At 38.2% G+C, this 17,580-nt stretch carries 14 protein-coding genes and 1 tRNA gene; 8 read left to right on the top strand and 7 right to left on the bottom strand.

Annotated features, from left to right (window positions below):
* Window positions 1-461: 461 nt before the first annotated feature.
* Window positions 462-4,859 carry an endo-beta-N-acetylglucosaminidase gene (locus GVV19_RS00375; protein ID WP_159644681.1) on the top strand — a complete coding sequence of 1,466 codons (4,398 nt, stop codon included), beginning with the start codon at window positions 462-464 and terminating at the stop codon, window positions 4,857-4,859.
* 112 nt (window positions 4,860-4,971) lie between these two features.
* Here the strand turns inward: GVV19_RS00375 and GVV19_RS00370 are convergent, their stop codons facing one another.
* Together GVV19_RS00370 and GVV19_RS00365 are read right to left on the bottom strand one after the other, a co-directional pair.
* Entirely contained in the window at window positions 4,972-5,388 is a 417-nt protein-coding gene (locus GVV19_RS00370; RefSeq protein WP_159633675.1) for a DUF2871 domain-containing protein, read from the bottom strand.
* The gene (locus GVV19_RS00365) at window positions 5,385-6,302 is read right to left on the bottom strand and encodes a Gfo/Idh/MocA family protein (protein WP_159639222.1); all 918 of its coding nucleotides are present in this window, start codon (window positions 6,300-6,302) and stop codon (window positions 5,385-5,387) included. The genes GVV19_RS00370 and GVV19_RS00365 overlap by 4 nt, the downstream gene beginning before the upstream one ends.
* 106 nt (window positions 6,303-6,408) lie before the next feature.
* Between GVV19_RS00365 and GVV19_RS00360 the strand changes: the two genes are divergently transcribed.
* From GVV19_RS00360 to GVV19_RS00350, 3 genes are all read left to right on the top strand, one after another.
* Window positions 6,409-6,484: transfer RNA gene (locus tag GVV19_RS00360), tRNA-Arg, on the top strand.
* 176 nt (window positions 6,485-6,660) lie between these two features.
* Window positions 6,661-7,191 carry a hypothetical protein gene (locus tag GVV19_RS00355; protein ID WP_159639221.1) on the top strand — a complete coding sequence of 177 codons (531 nt, stop codon included), beginning with the start codon at window positions 6,661-6,663 and terminating at the stop codon, window positions 7,189-7,191.
* A 66-nt stretch (window positions 7,192-7,257) separates the two neighbouring features.
* Entirely contained in the window at window positions 7,258-8,010 is a 753-nt protein-coding gene (locus tag GVV19_RS00350; RefSeq protein WP_159644679.1) for a helix-turn-helix domain-containing protein, read from the top strand.
* A 21-nt stretch (window positions 8,011-8,031) separates the two neighbouring features.
* Here GVV19_RS00350 and GVV19_RS00345 read toward each other — a convergent pair whose 3' ends face one another.
* Genes GVV19_RS00345 through GVV19_RS00335 form a run of 3 tightly spaced genes read right to left on the bottom strand, consistent with a single transcriptional unit; the run spans window position 8,032 to window position 10,707 of the window.
* On the bottom strand, window positions 8,032-9,018 hold the full coding sequence (locus GVV19_RS00345) for an ornithine cyclodeaminase family protein (RefSeq protein WP_159639219.1): 987 nt from the start codon (window positions 9,016-9,018) through the stop codon (window positions 8,032-8,034).
* Between the two features lie 3 nt (window positions 9,019-9,021).
* The gene (locus tag GVV19_RS00340) at window positions 9,022-9,891 is read right to left on the bottom strand and encodes a sulfite exporter TauE/SafE family protein (protein ID WP_159633657.1); all 870 of its coding nucleotides are present in this window, start codon (window positions 9,889-9,891) and stop codon (window positions 9,022-9,024) included.
* 9 nt (window positions 9,892-9,900) lie between these two features.
* The gene (locus GVV19_RS00335; RefSeq protein ID WP_159633654.1) at window positions 9,901-10,707 is read right to left on the bottom strand and encodes a TrmB family transcriptional regulator; all 807 of its coding nucleotides are present in this window, start codon (window positions 10,705-10,707) and stop codon (window positions 9,901-9,903) included.
* 234 nt (window positions 10,708-10,941) lie between these two features.
* Here GVV19_RS00335 and GVV19_RS00330 point away from each other — a divergent pair, with 234 nt between their 5' ends.
* The 3 genes from GVV19_RS00330 to GVV19_RS00320 all read left to right on the top strand — a co-directional run bounded on the left by GVV19_RS00330 (window position 10,942) and on the right by GVV19_RS00320 (window position 14,272).
* Window positions 10,942-11,403, top strand: a complete 462-nt coding sequence (locus tag GVV19_RS00330; protein WP_159644676.1) for an NUDIX domain-containing protein — start codon at window positions 10,942-10,944, stop codon at window positions 11,401-11,403.
* Between the two features lie 97 nt (window positions 11,404-11,500).
* The gene (locus GVV19_RS00325; RefSeq protein ID WP_159639216.1) at window positions 11,501-12,373 is read left to right on the top strand and encodes a diacylglycerol/lipid kinase family protein; all 873 of its coding nucleotides are present in this window, start codon (window positions 11,501-11,503) and stop codon (window positions 12,371-12,373) included.
* Between the two features lie 9 nt (window positions 12,374-12,382).
* Entirely contained in the window at window positions 12,383-14,272 is a 1,890-nt protein-coding gene (locus GVV19_RS00320; RefSeq protein WP_159644674.1) for an LTA synthase family protein, read from the top strand.
* A gap of 12 nt (window positions 14,273-14,284) precedes the next feature.
* Here GVV19_RS00320 and GVV19_RS00315 read toward each other — a convergent pair whose 3' ends face one another.
* The gene (locus tag GVV19_RS00315) at window positions 14,285-15,262 is read right to left on the bottom strand and encodes a hypothetical protein (RefSeq protein WP_159644672.1); all 978 of its coding nucleotides are present in this window, start codon (window positions 15,260-15,262) and stop codon (window positions 14,285-14,287) included.
* 270 nt (window positions 15,263-15,532) lie between these two features.
* On the opposite strand from GVV19_RS00315, the gene GVV19_RS00310 reads away from it, so the two are divergent.
* Window positions 15,533-16,804, top strand: a complete 1,272-nt coding sequence (locus GVV19_RS00310; protein ID WP_159644670.1) for an APC family permease — start codon at window positions 15,533-15,535, stop codon at window positions 16,802-16,804.
* 11 nt (window positions 16,805-16,815) lie between these two features.
* On the opposite strand, the gene GVV19_RS00305 is transcribed toward GVV19_RS00310, so the two are convergent.
* A complete protein-coding gene (locus GVV19_RS00305; RefSeq protein ID WP_159639212.1) occupies window positions 16,816-17,541 on the bottom strand; it encodes a hypothetical protein in 726 nt (241 codons plus the stop codon).
* Between the last annotated feature and the right edge of the window lie 39 nt (window positions 17,542-17,580).

The following is a 17,580-nucleotide window of genomic DNA, read 5'->3' as shown; positions in this document are numbered from 1 at the left end:
TTATTCTAAAAAGAGATAATACTTTTGAAAATACAGACAATCTATGAAATCAAAACTTAAATTAGTGCTGTGACATCTGATATTTTAAGGGTGCAATAAAATATGCACTATAGGTTCATGTTCTGAAATTCTTAAATATTATGGAAATCACGATCAGGTTTTCCATTAATAAAGATGATATGAAATAAGCAAATTTCTTATAAATTTTGTCATGAATGCTTCCTTACTACAAGAAGCGAGTGACGCTCATATTTTGAGATTATCAGTAAAATATCTGAGTGAAAAAGCTAACCTTATAGAAGTGTTGAGTCTAAATATTCTTAAACGAAATTGTATTGTGTGTGAAATGAAAACTATAGTATGTGGATAATGTACTATAGTTTTTACCTTAAAAAATAAATCATATCCTCTATAATAATATTGTAAGCGTTTACCAATTTATTGTTTATTGAGGAGAAAATATGAAGAAAAATGAAAATACACGATTTGTAAAATCGCTTTTTCGTAGTGCATGCATTGGTCTAACAGCAACAACACTTGCCTTCACAATGTTCGCAAGCAATATGACAATTCAAGCTGCAATTACCGGTGATGGTACCGATGCAGTGAATGAAAACTATGAAAATGGAAAATCACTACAACCACTCGCACCAGCGTTTCGTCTGGAAACATTATTAAAATGGTCACCCGAAACAGACCCGGATGCAAAACTTAACCGTTCAACAGTACCTTTAGAATCACGTCGATTCCAAGGTCAACAAATCAATAAATTGGCAAATCCTGAGGCAAAGATTACATCTGCAGCAATCTCGAATGCAAATCATGATCAATCGCCTTCAACAGGAGGGGAAGACTTTAATATTTATGCATTTGATAACTGGCAATATCTTAATTCCATGATCTATTGGGCAAGTTCAGAAGAAGGTGTTATTGCGGTACCTTCACCAGATATCGTTGATGCAGCACACCGAAATGGTGTTCCTGTCTATGCAACACTTCATTTCCCATGGGGAACGGGTCATTATGATTCACTTGAAGAACTTAAAAATATGTCTGTTCAAGATGAGGAAGGTAATTACCCTGTTGCGGATAAACTCATTGAAATCGCACAATACTTTGGTTTTGATGGCTACTTCTTTAATCAAGAATCATATGGTTCTACCGAAAAAGTAGCCCAAAGTACGCACGACATGCTTGTCTATGCACGTCAAAAATCACGCGAAATGGGATATCCAATTAATATTGGATGGTATGACGCGATGGCTAACAATGGATCAGTGTCACACCAAGACGCCGTTAATAGCAAAAATGACATTTGGTTAAAACGTGGCGCAGATAATGACTATGCCGTGGATGAGTTCTTTATGAACTTTAACTGGAGTGCACAAAAAATAAAAGGTACGAACGATTATATGCGCAATACATTAGATCGTAATCCTTTTGATGCATATGCAGGATTCGAAATTCAACAAAATAGTTATAAAACTAACATCAATACGAAAGCATTGGTAGACGAGAATGGTCAAGCATTGAGCTCTATCGCACTTTATGCACCAAACTCGACTATGGGATTCGCGGCCAGTGCCGAAGAATTCAACAAGCATGAGCAAATTCTTTATACTGGTCCTCAAGGTGATCCAAGTTTAGCGGATGACTCAGCGGATTGGAAAGGAATGTCTCGTTTTGTAACGGATAAATCAGTCATTGAAGGAACATCCTTTGGAACAAGCTTTAATGCAGGTCATGGTAAAAAATGGTTTGTTGATGGTACAGAAGTTCGTGATCGTACATGGAACTACCGCTCAGCACAAGACATTATGCCAACCTGGAGATGGTGGATTAAAGATCAAGTTGGAACACGTTTAGACGTAGATTACGACTTTAACGATGCCTATAATGGTGGTAACTCTTTGAAATTATCAGGTAATTTAGCTGGCGGAAGTACCAACAATGTCATGTTATATAGCACAAAACTAGACGTGACTCAAGATACCGAACTTGCGGTTACTCTAAAAGGAAATACAACAGCTAAAATTGAACTCGGCGTTTCGTTTAACGAAAACTATGTAGACAATGATTTGACGTATTTCCCAGTTACAAGCAATGACGCGTGGAGTACTCAAACGGTAGATTTAGGTGCCCATGCAGGCAAAACAATCTATGCAGTAAGTGTGCGAGTAACGAATACGGATGCAGAAACCCTTAATCTAAATATTGGACAACTTACAATTGATCGTAAGAATGCAGGTGTCCTTGCGAATACCGCTAATGCCCGTGTGGATGAAACGCTCGTTAAAGATGCACGAGAAGCAAGTGCACGATTATCATGGGACGCAGTTGAAGGAACAGACGTATACGAAGTTTACCAAGTTAACAACGATGGTAAAGAAGTATTGTTAGGGGCAACACCAAATACAGCTTTCTACGCTGACAAGATTACCCGTACCGATGCCAACGCAAAAGCCGATGATACAACTACAATTCGAATTCGTACACTTGATGCAAGCAACAATCGTTCAGAAGGTAAAGACATCACATTTGACTGGGGTGTTTCACTAGACGGAAGTGATGAAAATAACGAAGTTGCACCCGTTAACGTTTCCTTGAACGCGCAAGTTACAGCTGTATCATTTGAAAACGATGCAGAACCAGCATCTAAAGCATTGGATGGAACAGCAACTGGAAATAGTAAGTGGGCCGCAACTAATAAAAAATCTGGATACATGGATATCAAATTAAGCGAACCGCAACGTGTTTCCAGATGGCGTGTTGAACATGCTGAATATGGTGGTGAAGCAAACAACATGAATACGGTTGATTTCTCATTGCAATATAAAGATGAAAACGGTCAATGGCAAATAGCAAAAGCAATCAAAGGAAATACTAAAGCAGTAACAGATGTATTATTGGATACACCAATTACAGCTCAAGAATGGAAATTAGATATCACCAATTCAGGTACATCACCTTGGGGTGCTATTCGTATTTATGAATGGCAAATGTTTGATGGTGGTTTCACCAAAACTCCAATGGTATCCCAATATCAAATTAAAGCCGATTTTGAAGGCGAAAAAGTAACAGTATCAGAAGTTGAACCCAAAGCAACAGTACGTCTATACGATGCAATTGCTGCAACTGAAGCAGTTTTAACAGGTGTCGCAAATGATAATGGGGTAGTGACCTTTGAAGATGTAGACTTTACTAAATTTGGTGAACGCATCTATGTTACAACCCAAAATGAAGGTATTGAAGAAAGTCTGAAAAATAGTATTCAAAACTATGTTAGCCGTAAATCAGAAAACATGTACATCCATGCTTATGTTGGTGAAATGGGCTTGAACACAACTTTTGATGTAATTGACGTAATGGGTAAAGTTAGAAATCTTGGTGGAACATCCGATTCAGGACTTAACACACAATTACCGGTCGGTACATATGATCTTGTTCTAACATCAATCCCAGTGGGTGTTAAATATGATGGTCTACCTATTCCATTCACAGTCGTGGAAGGCGAAACAAATGAATTAATAATTCGCTTAAACTACTTCGACAATTATGAAGCACTCGGATTACGTATCTATCAAGCAGGTTCATTGAAAGAGGCAGATTACTCAGCATCATCCTTTGCAACCTTAAAAGCAGCAATCGAAACTGCAAAAGTAGTTCATCAAAATCAAGCGATTGAAGATAATACGTATACCGATGCATTGAGTGCATTGAATGAAGCTATTGATGGGCTTGTACCAACTGTCGATAAAGCAAAACGTGACTTGGATGCTGCTGTGAAAAATGCAGAAAAACTCAAAGAAAAAGATTATTCAAAAGCAACATATGCAAATCTTGTAGCAGCAATTACAGATGCTAAAGCAGTACTTGCTGATGAAAATGCAACACTTGAAATGATTCAAAACGCACATACTGCACTCGATCATGCCATCGATGCTTTAGAAGCGAAACCTGAATTGATTGATAAAAAAGAAGTTGTTGCACTCCTTAACACTGTGGAAGCATTAGATAAAGAACAGTACAATGAAGCATCACAAGCACTTCTAGAGACATTGATTACCGATGCAAAAACAATCATTGCAGATGATGAAGCAACACAAGAAGCGGTTGATGGAATCATCGTACGTCTTCAAACGATTGAATCACAACTTGTTAAGAAAGTTGACAAGTCACTTTTAGTATCGTTAATTGCTTCAATTGGTGATGTTGATGCAACACAATATACAGAAGCTTCTTATGGAGTTTTCAGCACACAACTCGCAAATGCAAATGCCGTATTGGCGAATGAAACAGCAACCCAAGCGGAAATCAATCAAGCGTACGATGCACTTCACAAAGCCTTTACTGGACTTGTAGATGTGAAGACACCACAAGCAGATTCTATTGCACTTTTAAAACAAAAACTTGCAGATGCAAAAGCAATTGAAACTGAAAAATATACTCAAGAGACTGTCTTGAATCTTGAAACAGCAATTGAATTTGGTGAGAATGTTGTTAATAACCTGCCTGCGGATGTTGCGGAAGATGCAACTATGTTCCGAGTAGCAGTTCGCACAACAAGTACCCAACAAGATGTCTTAGATGCCATCGAAATGTTAGATAAGGCAGTAGCTGGACTGAAGGAGAAAGACCCAATCGATCCTGTAGATCCGGTCGACCCAGTTGATCCGGTCGATCCAGTAGATCCAACAAATCCAGTCAAACCAACAACACCTGATAAGACAACGGATAAAGATAAACTACCAGCAACAGGTGTTGCAGACAATAATACAATGATGCTTTCATCATTAATTGTCGGTGCCGGACTTGTTACTGTGCTTGTATCAAAACGTAAACGCAAAGAAACAGAATAAAAATTTGAAATAACGTTTTATCCATATTCTAAAATAAAAAGGTTCTAAGCTATCGCAGCTAGAACCTTTTTAATGAGTAGATAATATTGTTAAGCAAATCTATGTGATGATGTTAGGCATCATGGGTGTTGTCACGAAGCATCATAAATAAGTAAACGAGTCCGATTGTTAAAATAATATGCCCAAGTCCTGCCATTCCGGAAATTGCTGCATTCATGCCTTTGGATAACTCGGTGCCAAGAACTTGTGTTGTACCACGCGTTAGCATCATCAAAATTGTTAGATGAAGACCACCATTGTAAAATCCCATAAACTTCTTGAAGTTCTTATGACGGTGAATTTTAAATGTCTTCGCAAGGACTAACACCATCAACATCATAAACATACCCAACATTAAGATGTGCGTATGTAAAATGGAAAGTTGTGTTGTACCTGTAAATGCCATATATTTCGTAAATTCGCGGTAGAATACACCCGCAATTAATCCTAAAGCAAGGTAAATTGTTGCTTGTCGTAAAATCTTTTTCATGCTTTCTCCTTTATTGTTTCATATATATCATGAACGAGTTGGTGGGTGATTAATGCATCATCCAAGGTAAATATGTCGGATTGCTTCCCAGTTTTGACACATTCAATGAAATGGTCAACAATTTGCACAAATCCCCGTTTTTCTAGCGTTGGGACCCAATCCCCAAATCGCTCTGTATGGTGCCCTTGATCTGAATGGATCAGTAACTCATTCATATCCACGCAGCGGTAAAACCCAGTGGGTGACATTACTTCCACAACTTCACTGCGACCACCAGAATGCATGTTAATGGTTGCCATGCCTGTGACATGGTCACCGTGTAATTCAAGGTGTGCGTGGCTTAGAATGCCTGCTTCAGTTACACCACGGATGTGATGGGACACGATGGGCGTGTCCATGAGATAAACCAACGTATCAACAACGTGAATCATCATATCGAAGAGCGCAAATTTTACATCTTGATCTGCATGTTCTCGATGCTTTTGCACAAGAATCATATTCTTTTGTGCGATATCTTTTTGTTGTTGATAGAGTGGTGACATCCGACGGTTGAAACCAGTCATTAGAACACATGATTGCGCTTGGGCAAGGGCGACAAGTTCTCTAACTTCAAGAATATTTTCGCTAATAGGTTTATCCACATAAACATGGATACCATGGTTAAGAAATTTGCGTATCAAATCCCCATGAGTTTGTGTCGGAGTGTGAATAAAAACTGCTTGAATACCGCTCGCTATCATGGCATCAATATTGGTATGTGTGTTACTAAAGTTATACTGACGGGATAAAGCATCAAGCTTTTCTTGGCTGCGTGAATAGAGATGCCATTCGACATCATGATTTCGTGCAGCATAGACAGGAATATAGGCTTTTTGCGCAATATTACCAATCCCGAGGACACCTACTTTTATCATAATATAATCTCCTTGTGAGCTAATCATAGCATATTCGCAAAAATAGGTTAAATTATGTAATTAAAACTTAAATAAATGTGTCAAGCGTGGTATGATAATCGTGCATACGCCCGTGGCGCAACGGATAGCGCGTTTGATTCCGGTTCAAAAGGCTGCAGGTTCGATCCCTGTCGGGCGTGCCAAATTAATGTAGAAGACCAGTGGTCTTTTTTTTTACTTTAACGTCTTGTCGTTTTTAGATAAATCATGTAATGCCGTGATCCTAAAAATAGTTGAGATTTCAAAAAAACAAAGGAGAGTCGTATATCTTTACGATTAACATGATATTATTTAATTAGATAAGAAAGCAGGGAAGCTTATGGGGCAAGATATTCAGAAAATAGAAAACAATGCATTACTGGGGATATTGGTAGGCGTGGTCATCATGTCATTACCAATTACGAACTCTACAATTATATTAGTAGGGTCGTTGGGGTTACTACTGTATTCCTTGTACATGCTCAGAAAAACACCGTTGTGGAATCGATACTTTAAGATGGCGCTAAATCTTCTAGTAATTTTAATCGGGTATACAACATTGGGAATGCTAGGTCTTATGTATATAGTTGTTATTATTCGACCAGAAATTATTGCAGTAATTTATGCTGTTATTGGACTCATCATTTCATTTGCAATGTTCTACTACATTTATCTTGCAGGTGATTATGATTTCGTTGTGCAGACAAAACAAACAGTTGCAATTATCCTTAGCATCATTATCGCAATTAATTTATTGAGTACGCTAAGAATTGGCTTTGGTGGATCATTCCTCGCTATGCTGTCACAAATTGTCTTTAAAATTTTTGTGATACTTAGTATTTATAAGTTATATCAGAAAAATCACGGATAGAAACCACACGTTGCGTTACAAAATGTAGAAAGTTGACTATGCTTTAGATAGAAAGAGGTGGCACATATGTTACTGAACGAATATCTAAAATACTACCGTGAAGTGAATGGCTATACGCAAGAAGAACTCGCCGAGAAATTGATGATCTCACGTCAAGCAATCTCAAAATGGGAACGCGGGGAATCAATGCCAGATATTGAAAACATCATTATGCTTAGTGATTTGTACGATGTTTCAATTGATCAACTATTGCGAGGATCCAAGCACTTGATGAAGCCCTATCAAATTGGGGAACGTAAATTGGGGCGTCATACGCTCATTGGATTTATACTTGCACTCTTCTTCGGTGCGACAATGACGATACGTCCTTACATCTGGACATTCTTCATCTTCTTTGGTTTCTTTATGTTTCTGACATTAATTGTTGTGAAGGAAGGTCGGATTGTCATCGGTAAACGGGATATTGTTGCGACCAAGTATCATTCATGGTGGGAGCGCCTAATTGCAATCTTTAAACCTCAGCAATTCAAGAAAACATATGCATTTGATGATATTGATGTCTTTAAAATTAACTATATTTCACGACCACGAATCGGAATTGGTGATTGGGGACCCGATAGTTTCAATATTTCGCTCGTAACAAACGATGGTGCTGTGTATACGCACGATGTTACTGCAACGCTATCCAAGGATCTTCCAATCCTGTGTGATTACCTTGGCAAAAAAGGAGTAGCAATTGAAGATAATGACGATATTATAACGATGATTGTAACTGGAAAAAGTATTTATGATGAACAACAAAAAAAATACCGCTCATAGAGTGGTATTTTTGCGTTTTGATTATAAATTGATGGAATCACCAGCGTTATGTGCTAGGGCTTTTTCGTAAATGCGACGTGCATTCACAACATCCATAACTGCAGACCCTGTTGATTTAAAGACGGTGATTTGTGAAGCGTCTTTACGTCCAACAACTGTGCCGTTGACAACATCGCCTAATTCACCTGTGATAATTTTGTTGGTGAACATACCTTCTGAAATTGGTTTTATGAAATCACCAGCTTCGTTCAGAACACCATCAAATGTATCAACATAGACGCCATCAGCATTTAAAATTGCTTCAGCAGGAATTTCTTGCATTTCTGGTGTGTACGATCCAATGCCGTTAACATGCGCACCAGCTTTGAGCCATGAGGCATCAAAGAGTGGACGACGGGTTGTAGTAACACACGTAATGATATCTGATTGACGAACAGCATCTTCTGCTGATGCAGCAGCTTCTGCTTTCACGTGATGCTTTTCAGCAATGTGGGCAGCAAATGCTTCACGACGGGCTTCGTCAAGATCACAGACATAAACCTGTTCGATATCACGAACTGCTAGAACTGCATCAACTTGACTCTCAGCCTGACCACCAGCACCAAAAATTGTAAAGACCTTACTGTCTTGACGGGCTAATAAATCTGTTGCAGCACCCGCAACGGCACCCGTACGTACTTGTGTTAAATACGTACCATCTAATAAGGCAATAACTTGACCGGTTTCGTCATCAATTAGGACCATTGTTGAAGGGACACTTGGGATGCCCTTCGCAATATTGTTAGGATAAACTGAGACAATCTTTACACCCAATGCATGTGCATCGGCAGCATAACCAGGCATGTATAGACTTTGCCCTTCGAATGCAGTTACGTCAATGTTAGTCCGTAATGGAATGATAGACCCATTGCGTGAATAAATTGCAAGTGCATCTTTATTAGCTTGAATTGCATCAAGCATTGTATAAACGTCATCGATAATTGCTTTGTTAATAACTTTGATTTCCATGTGTTAAGCCCCCTTACGAACAGATAGAATCATCTGTGTAGCACTGAATAATACAACTGCAACAACGACCCATTGAAGTAATGCGACATCTAAGCTTTGAACAACAAAGACAGCAACGAGAACGCCTAATGAACCAAAGATTGCAGCAAACAGTGTAATTTTACGTGAATAACTGTCAAGTTTAATAAATTGCATTGAACCAATAGGAACTGAGAATGTACATGCACCCATCATGATTGGGAAAGCAACCAGTGGGCTCATTCCTAAGGCATAAACAGTTGCAGAAGTAAGGGCATAAGAACCGATACCAATGTTATTGACAGCACCATATACAAATGAAAGAACGCCTAATAAGACAAGTTTGAATCCTGAAAGACCGGTTGCAGTTCCTCCAGCAGGGTAAAGTCCAACTTTACCTGCAACAATTAGGCCACCTGCAATAATGAGTCCTGTTGCAACAAACTTTTTAATTGTATTAACGGGTAATTTAACGACATAACGTGGTGAGATATAGGCACCAAGTACTTGTGCAAAAATAGCAACAAGTAATGTTGTGAGGTCAACTTCAATGACAGATATGTAGGATAAAGCCATAACCGCAACTGGAATAACACATTGTGTATTAAGCGTTCCAGGAAGTTTTTCATCACTAACCCATTTTGATTTCGGATAAATAGCTGCCCCAATTGCAAAGTCAGAAATACCAAAAGTAGATAATAAGAACATAAAGAATTCGGTGATTGCCATTACAATGGGATTTCCCGGTTCCTTCATGACGGAATCTTTATTTTTTGCTAAGTCACGTACTAATGTAATCGCAAAAATTCCATTCACGACAGCGATTAGTACTAAAATTGTTGTTACGATATTCATAATTTCCTCCTATTGGAGTGTGTAAATATCACGAAGTTTCGCAATCTTAGGACCGTATAGTGTGTGTGCGAGTTCACCCATATCATCAATCAGTCTTAAGCAGAAAACATCATGTTTCACATATTCAGTTGAGAACCAAATCATACTCTTGTTTGTGGTATGAATTGCGGTTGCTTGCTGAATATTAGGAATGGTAACATATATCATTTCCGAAGCATCTTTAACGCACGTTAACCACCGTGCATTATTCTCATCCAAGAGATTATCTTCGAAACCGTGTTTATAGACATTTTTAACATCAGTTTGATACGTTTGCGTTTCATCGTATAAAATAACCGCAATCTTAATCGTACCTTCGGCTGCAAGAATCGCTTGCTCAATACGAGGCATTAACTCGGGTTGCCATATTTGAATTAATAACTCGTGCTCAGCTGTGCGAATCATTTCCTCAACACGCAGCAGAATATTATCGTATCCTGATAAATGCCAAATCTGATCGTCGTCTCCAGTTTCACTTATTTTGCTGGTCTCTTTTCGTAACGCTTGAAGGTTGCGTTGGAGATCCAAGGTTGCCATATCTTCTAGGCGGGATACAGGTTCAGCTTTGTAAATGACATTTTTGCCATTATGAGAACTTGTTAGTATGCCACGTTGTAATAGACGTTCAAGTAGGACGTAAATTTTACTGCGTGGAACACCGCTTGACTTGCTAATTTCATAACCGTTTTGCGGCCCTGTCTTTAACAATGAGATATAGATCTTTGCTTCATTTTCTGTGAAACCAAGAGAATTCAAGACTGTAATCAAATTTTCCATGTTCGACTCCTTCAATAACAAATCGATATTTGTCATCTCCACTTCTAGAATATCGTGGAATTTGAGAAAAAGAAGGGTAAATTTCACAGATTTAGATAAAATTGAAGTAAAAATTAAGTATTAGTTACTCGGGGTAACCACGCTTGATAAATTAGTGATATATTTCACATTGTTTCTTCAAGTTGATATTCGAATTGAATCGTACTATGATTATTTCACGAACTGGGAGGGACTATGGATAAATATTTTACAGCACGCGGTGCGACGATGGGACTAATCGTTAGACACCAGCAGGAAACGATAGAACTATTGCTTCAAAAAAGAATGAATACAGGTTTTATGGATAACCATTGGGATTTTGCGGCAGCCGGACATATTGAAGCACACGAATCAGCAACGATGTGTATGCGTCGCGAATTCATGGAAGAGATCGAAATTGATGTCTTAGAGAAAAATATGAAATTTGTCCACCTTACGCATTTATATGACCCAGATCACGATAACACCTATTTTAATTGCTATTTTTGGATTGATACGTTTTCGGGAACCCCACAAATTAAAGAGCCACATAAAATAGCAGAACTTGAATGGTTTAAAATCAACGAATTACCAGAAAGTATGATTCCGTCACGTTATGATGTACTTCAAGCAATCCTCACAAACACTTGCTATTCCGAGCAAGGCTTTCATATATGAAATTTTAACGAGGAATTGTGAAGAAAATTGAAAAAAAGTGAAATAACGGTATACTGTACATAGATATAAACAAGAATGATAAGAATAGGTGATGATTATGACCCCTCGTATTTTCTTTATTGGTAATACAGAATCCGGTAAGGGGATTCCAACGATCAATGATGCTTCATACGCCCACCTCAATATTGTTTCGAAAGAATCCATTCAACAAGATCCAGAAGCCTTGATGGAGCGCATCAAAACTACAGACTTTGATGTCCTAGCGGCTATGGGTGGTGATGGAACCATCAGTGCGGCATTTACAATGGCAGCAGCGTTAAATTTAAAACAACCAATTCTGATGCTTCCCAGTGGTACAACGAATGATATTGCAAAGAACTATTATGAAACCGTCAATATTGAAGAAATACTTACAACAACAGACTTTACAACAACAATTACTACGGACTTAGGTGTTGTTAATGATAAAGTATTTTCGTATGCATTAACCTTTGGTTACTTGTCCAATGTACCCTATACGACTGATCAAAAACTGAAGAATAAATTTGGCTACTTTGCCTATATGTTGCGTGGTTTTTGGGAAATTTGGAAATTAAAGAAATACCGTCTTGACGTTAACGTGGATGATGAAATTGTAAAAGGGAAATTCAGTTTTGTATCCATCACCAATACAAAAAAGATGGCAAACTTTGTCCGCTTTCCTGATTCGACCGATTTAGCAGATGGCTTGTTTGAAGTGATGCTTGTTCGAACACCCAAAACACCGGTTCAACTCGTAAAAGCACTTCATCAAATCAATACTCAGAGTTTTGAAGATGATAGCATCATCTTTAGACGTGCAAAAAAAGTTACAATCAACAGTGAGTCAACGGTCGAATACGGACTTGATGGCGAATTTGGAGGCAAGACCAAGCATATTCAGTTCGATGTAGAACCAGAACCTATTACGCTTGTTGGCCCCTTGAAATGAGGAAATTAAATGTTAAAAAATAAAAATTGGAAACGATGGCTAGCCTATAGCGCAACAATTATAGTAACTGGAATTATTATGAGTGTAGTCTTTCAACTCGTAACGACAGCAAGTTTATTTAAATTTGACTATGATCTCGTTTTTGAATCAATTGCATACTCAACACCCGCATATGTGTTTAGTACTTTAGTGTTGTTTATTGTGTTTATACTGCTGGTACTAATCTTTAATAATATTCTTTTTGTAAGTATTGGATATTTAACGGTAACTGGTATTGTTGCTGTTTTAAATTATATTAAATTAAATGTATTAGTCGAACCTATATATCCAGCTGATGTGAGCTATCTTCGTAATACCAAAGATCTTCTCTCAATGATTACGTCACGTCAACTTAAGATGATCATCCTAAGTGTGATAGTACTTGTGGTTCTTGTTGTTGTGATGGTCTTCTTAAACCGCAAAATCGGTATTTTCAAACCTGTCTACAACAAACACATTCGTGTAGTGACATTAATCTCAGGACTTGTGATATTAATGTTGGGGTCATCATACATGATGTCTTACAATAAACATGACTCACGTTTTAGAAGTTATGCTTTAAATAATAATTTCTTTCCGGAGTATTCAATTTGGAATCAAATCGATAATTATCAATATTACGGTTTTCTGAATGGATTTGTTGTAAACATACCGGGTGATAATATGTATAAACCGGATTCGTATTCAAAAGAAACTGTCGATAAAATTATGGACCATTATACAAAAGATGCGGATGCAATCAATGCAAGCCGAAGTCGTGAAAATTTTGAATATATCAATGTTATCACTATTCTTAGTGAATCGATGAGTGATCCCAGTAACTTGGATGGTTTTATACTTGCAGAGGAACCACTTGAATACTTAAAAGATTCATCTGATAAGGTAGCAGTGGGATCGATCATTTCACCAACTTACGGTGGCCAAACACCCAATACCGAGTATGAACTCATAACAGGAATGAGCTATGGATCACTAAGTCCAGCAGTTGCGACCGCATTCCAGTCATTCACATCGACCAATGATCATCTGCCATCAATTTTTAAATCGATTCAATCTGATGTCGAACGCGATACGCTTGCAATCCATAGTTATGGATCACAGTTCTTCAAACGAGTTCCGACATATCGAAACTTTGGAATTGATACAAGCATCTTTGAAAATGATATGCAGCATAAAGGGCTGCTGGTTATGTATGGATATATCTCGGATGAGTCTGCCTACAATGAAGTTCTTGACCATTATCGAACCAATGATAATCCAATGTCGATTCACTTAGTAACGATGCAAAATCACGCACCGTACCCTAACGATTTCCCAGATAGTATTTATGAGGTCGAGAGTGAACTATTATCAGATGGTTATAAAACAGTCGTCAAAAATTATAGTGAAGGAATTCATCGAACAGATGGCTATACGAAAGAATTTGTAACGGCTTTGAATGAAGAAGAAAAACCATATATTCTCTTTTTCTATGGGGATCATCTTCCGGGAATTTACAACAGTATCTTAAACGTCAATACACCTATCAAAAAATATCAAACCAATTACTTTATTGCGACAAACCTTCCCGATGCAAGTTTGGAAGCTTACAACACAGACCTAATCTCTTTAACAAATGCACAGAATTTAATTTATGCAGTTGGAGATGTCAAAATTAGTCCATATCAAGCTTTGGTTCAAGAGGTCAACGAAACATTTATTAGTATTCATAGTACTGGTTATTACTTGTATGGTGATACAAGTCCACGAAGTTATGAGCAATTGACTCCCTATCAACAAAAACTACTGACAGCTTATGAAGTGATTCAGTATGATTTAATTGATGGTTCAGGTTATGCATTGCCCTATCTCAATCAATAAAAAAATGTCTGATTAAAACTCAGACATTTTTTCTTGGCTTAACTGATACACACGTTCAGCTAGCGTGCGATAGTGCACTGAAATGGCAGTGTTCTCGATTGAAATATCGAGAGTTTGTTGTTGCTTTACGGCATCTTTTAGTGCAGTCACATCCTCGCGGAAGGGTTGTTGAGTAACGGCTTCAAATTCACGGGCGTGGTACTTTGATTGACGGTAAAACTGTTGCAATGTTGGGTCGGTAATTGCCGCAGGATTATCATCGAAATATTCATCATAGATGACATCATAGATTGACTGATCCTGTTTATTATAGATGACACCAAGACGGGCATAGAGGCCATCACCTATAGATTCGGTAACCCCAATATAATATAAATTGGATGGCTTTTCGACGCGAGGTGCGATTTTTTCGGCAACGGGCTCAAATCCACCACGAAGACTGGTTGAAGAACCCGCAGGTGCATTGAACTCACCTACAAGGCTGTTTTGGGTCATCATTTGATACTCAAGAAACGTCATCGCATTGACAATGGTAACAAGCGTCGTATCGGTACGACCATTATCCATTTGCCAATTCGCATACCCGGAGGTACGTTTCGTACGGTTTGCCCATTCAGGCGCATAGTAGTTTTGTGGTGAGATTTCATCAAATTCAACAAGTTGCAAAGCATTGTTTTCGGTGACAACTGTCACAGTTGCAATATAGCCACCATTGAAGTCGAGGGAATCAAAATAATAATCCCCAGTAACAACACCAATTTCAGGGCGTCCTGACCACATCATACGTTGCCATTTTTCATCACCTGTATAAGCGGTCCCTTCATGCCTTCCATTCGTAGCTCCGGATACAACATCAAACGTATAATCATGATTGTTGCGTGTCATCGTATTGGTTGTTGCGGTTGGTGTTTTGGGTTCTTCGGGGGTGTTAACACTACACCCAGTAATAAACAAAAGACATAGATTTAGTATCATTAATTTTTTGAACATAGGAATTCCTTTCGTTGCTTCGCACTTTCATACTTAAAAAGAAAGTGATTAAGCGGTAACTATTTATATTTAGTTTACGGTATTTAGTCATGTTCAGACAAGTAATGTAACCGCTACAGGTGACGTAAAATAGCGATTTAGACAGTTTGGCTAATTTATCGCTTCGACATTAGCCAATAAAAACGAAAGATTCACGCCTTGTTTCGCACAAGCTGTTTCTGTAAAATAACTCCATCTACAGGAAAAAAAAGAAATTAAGGAGTATTTATAATGCAAAAGAAACTTGGATTTACGAGCATCGTATTGCTTGGTATTAATTCGATTATTGGTTCTGGCGTCTTTTTCTTTCCACATATAACGAGTAAAGAAATTGGCCTGGGAAGTCTTTGGACATTACTTTTTATCGCGATTGTGGTGATGTCGTTGGCAGCATGTTTTGCTGAAGCAGCCGGTATTTATTCACAAAATGGTGGGCCCTATGTTTATGTCCGTGACGCATTTGGAGAATTTCCAGGATTTGTTGTTGGCTTTAGTAAGTTAGTGGTTCAAATAATAACATGGGCTTCGACAGCATGTGCCTTGAAAGTTGCTTTGGGCGCAATATGGAGTCCAGCACGTACGGAAACAGGTGGTGCACTGATTGTTATCGGGACACTTGTTGGATTGGGTATCGTAAATTATCTCGGAGTTAATTTTACGAAAGTCTTAAATAATGTTGTAACTGTTTCAAAAATTATTCCAATCCTTATATTTATCGTTGTGGGTGTTTTCTTCGTGAAGGGATCTCACTTTGAACTTGTCATGACAGATACGGCATTCAAATGGAGTAAATTTGGTGCAATTAGTTTGATGTGGTTCTATGCGTTTCAAGGATTTGAATCATTAGCAATTGCATCTGAGGATATGGAAAATCCAAAACAAAATCTACCACGTGCAATTATGATTGTCATGTCGGTCATTACCGTATTCTATATTGGCGTTCATGTTCTATCAATCGGAGTATTGGGAAATGATTTAAAGACGGAAACAATGCCTATTCAAGCCGCTCTATACCGTATGATTGGACCTACAGGCCTGATGATTGCTTGTACTGGTACTTTGATTTCAATTGCTGGTATTAACATTGCCAATTCATTCATTACGCCACGATGTATGGTCGCCCTAGCTGAAGATAAGCTTTTACCATCGTGCTTTGCGAAGGAGTCACGTTTTGGTACCCCTGGCTTTGCGATTGTTGCCTCAACAATCATTGCAATACCGGTTGCCTTATCTGGTAGTTATCAAATGCTCGTAACGCTCGCTGTAGTTTCAGGCTTTATTCAGTACATTTCGACAGCGATGGCAGTGATTCGATTGCGAAGTACAAAAAAAGACGTTGTACGCCCATTCCGATTACCTTTTGGGATCTTGATTCCGGCATACAGTATTGTGGCGTCAATATGGCTTCTTTTACAAGCACCACCGCTTGAGCTTGTTGCGGGTCTAGCGGGTTTACTTTTAGCTGTGCCTTTTTATCTCGCAATGAAGTATCAGCAGTCATAAAAAAAGCACGATTAACGTGCTGTAGCAAAGAGTTCAGTTTCAATTGAAGTCAAGGTATCCAATTTTTCTTGGACCAATTTATGTTTTGATAGAGTGAGGAGTTTGTAGACAAATTTGCCATTTTTCTCGTTGGAAAATTCAAAATTCCCCAGTTCACGGATTATCGCAAATTCCTCGCTATTCAACTTACGATCAGCCACGATTACAAGACTGATGGCCTTCGCAACATCTATTGAGTTGGTAGAGTCTAAAAGCGGTTTGAATACCGTTTTATAGAATGCACGATAACTGACAAAGCGGTGCAATAAAAATAAGAAAATAACAAGGAACAACCAGCCCGTTAAAGCAGCCGGAATGATATTTAGGAACATGAGCGCATACAAACCAATCATGACGTAAATGCTTAAACGCAACGAAACATGACTGTACAGAGATTTTTGATGTTGATAATAATCAACAAGTAAAATGTCAGAAATAGTATCTTGTTTCTCATCAACACCCAAGCAATAGGTTACAGTAACATTGGGTTGGGTAAATACGGTTTTATCGACGAGATACTTGCGTTCTAAAGCAGTTTCGCGCTCAACAAGGTATGCCGCAGCTTTGGGAGTTTCTTCCTTTTTAAAAAAGCGAAACCCAAACTTTACTTTATTTAACGTATAGCCTTTCGCGAAGGCTTTATCCAATTTTGATTGGACTTCTTGGGGTGAATTAAGGTAATTGATTAACTGAATCATAAGGATGCCTCATTTCTAGTAAACTCAACATATCATAAT

The organism is Erysipelothrix anatis (assembly GCF_009828745.1).
GTDB classification, from domain to species: domain Bacteria; phylum Bacillota_I; class Bacilli_A; order Erysipelotrichales; family Erysipelotrichaceae; genus Erysipelothrix; species Erysipelothrix anatis.
The sequence above is the reverse complement of the archived record's forward strand: the minus strand, read 5'-3'. Positions and strand labels throughout refer to the sequence as shown.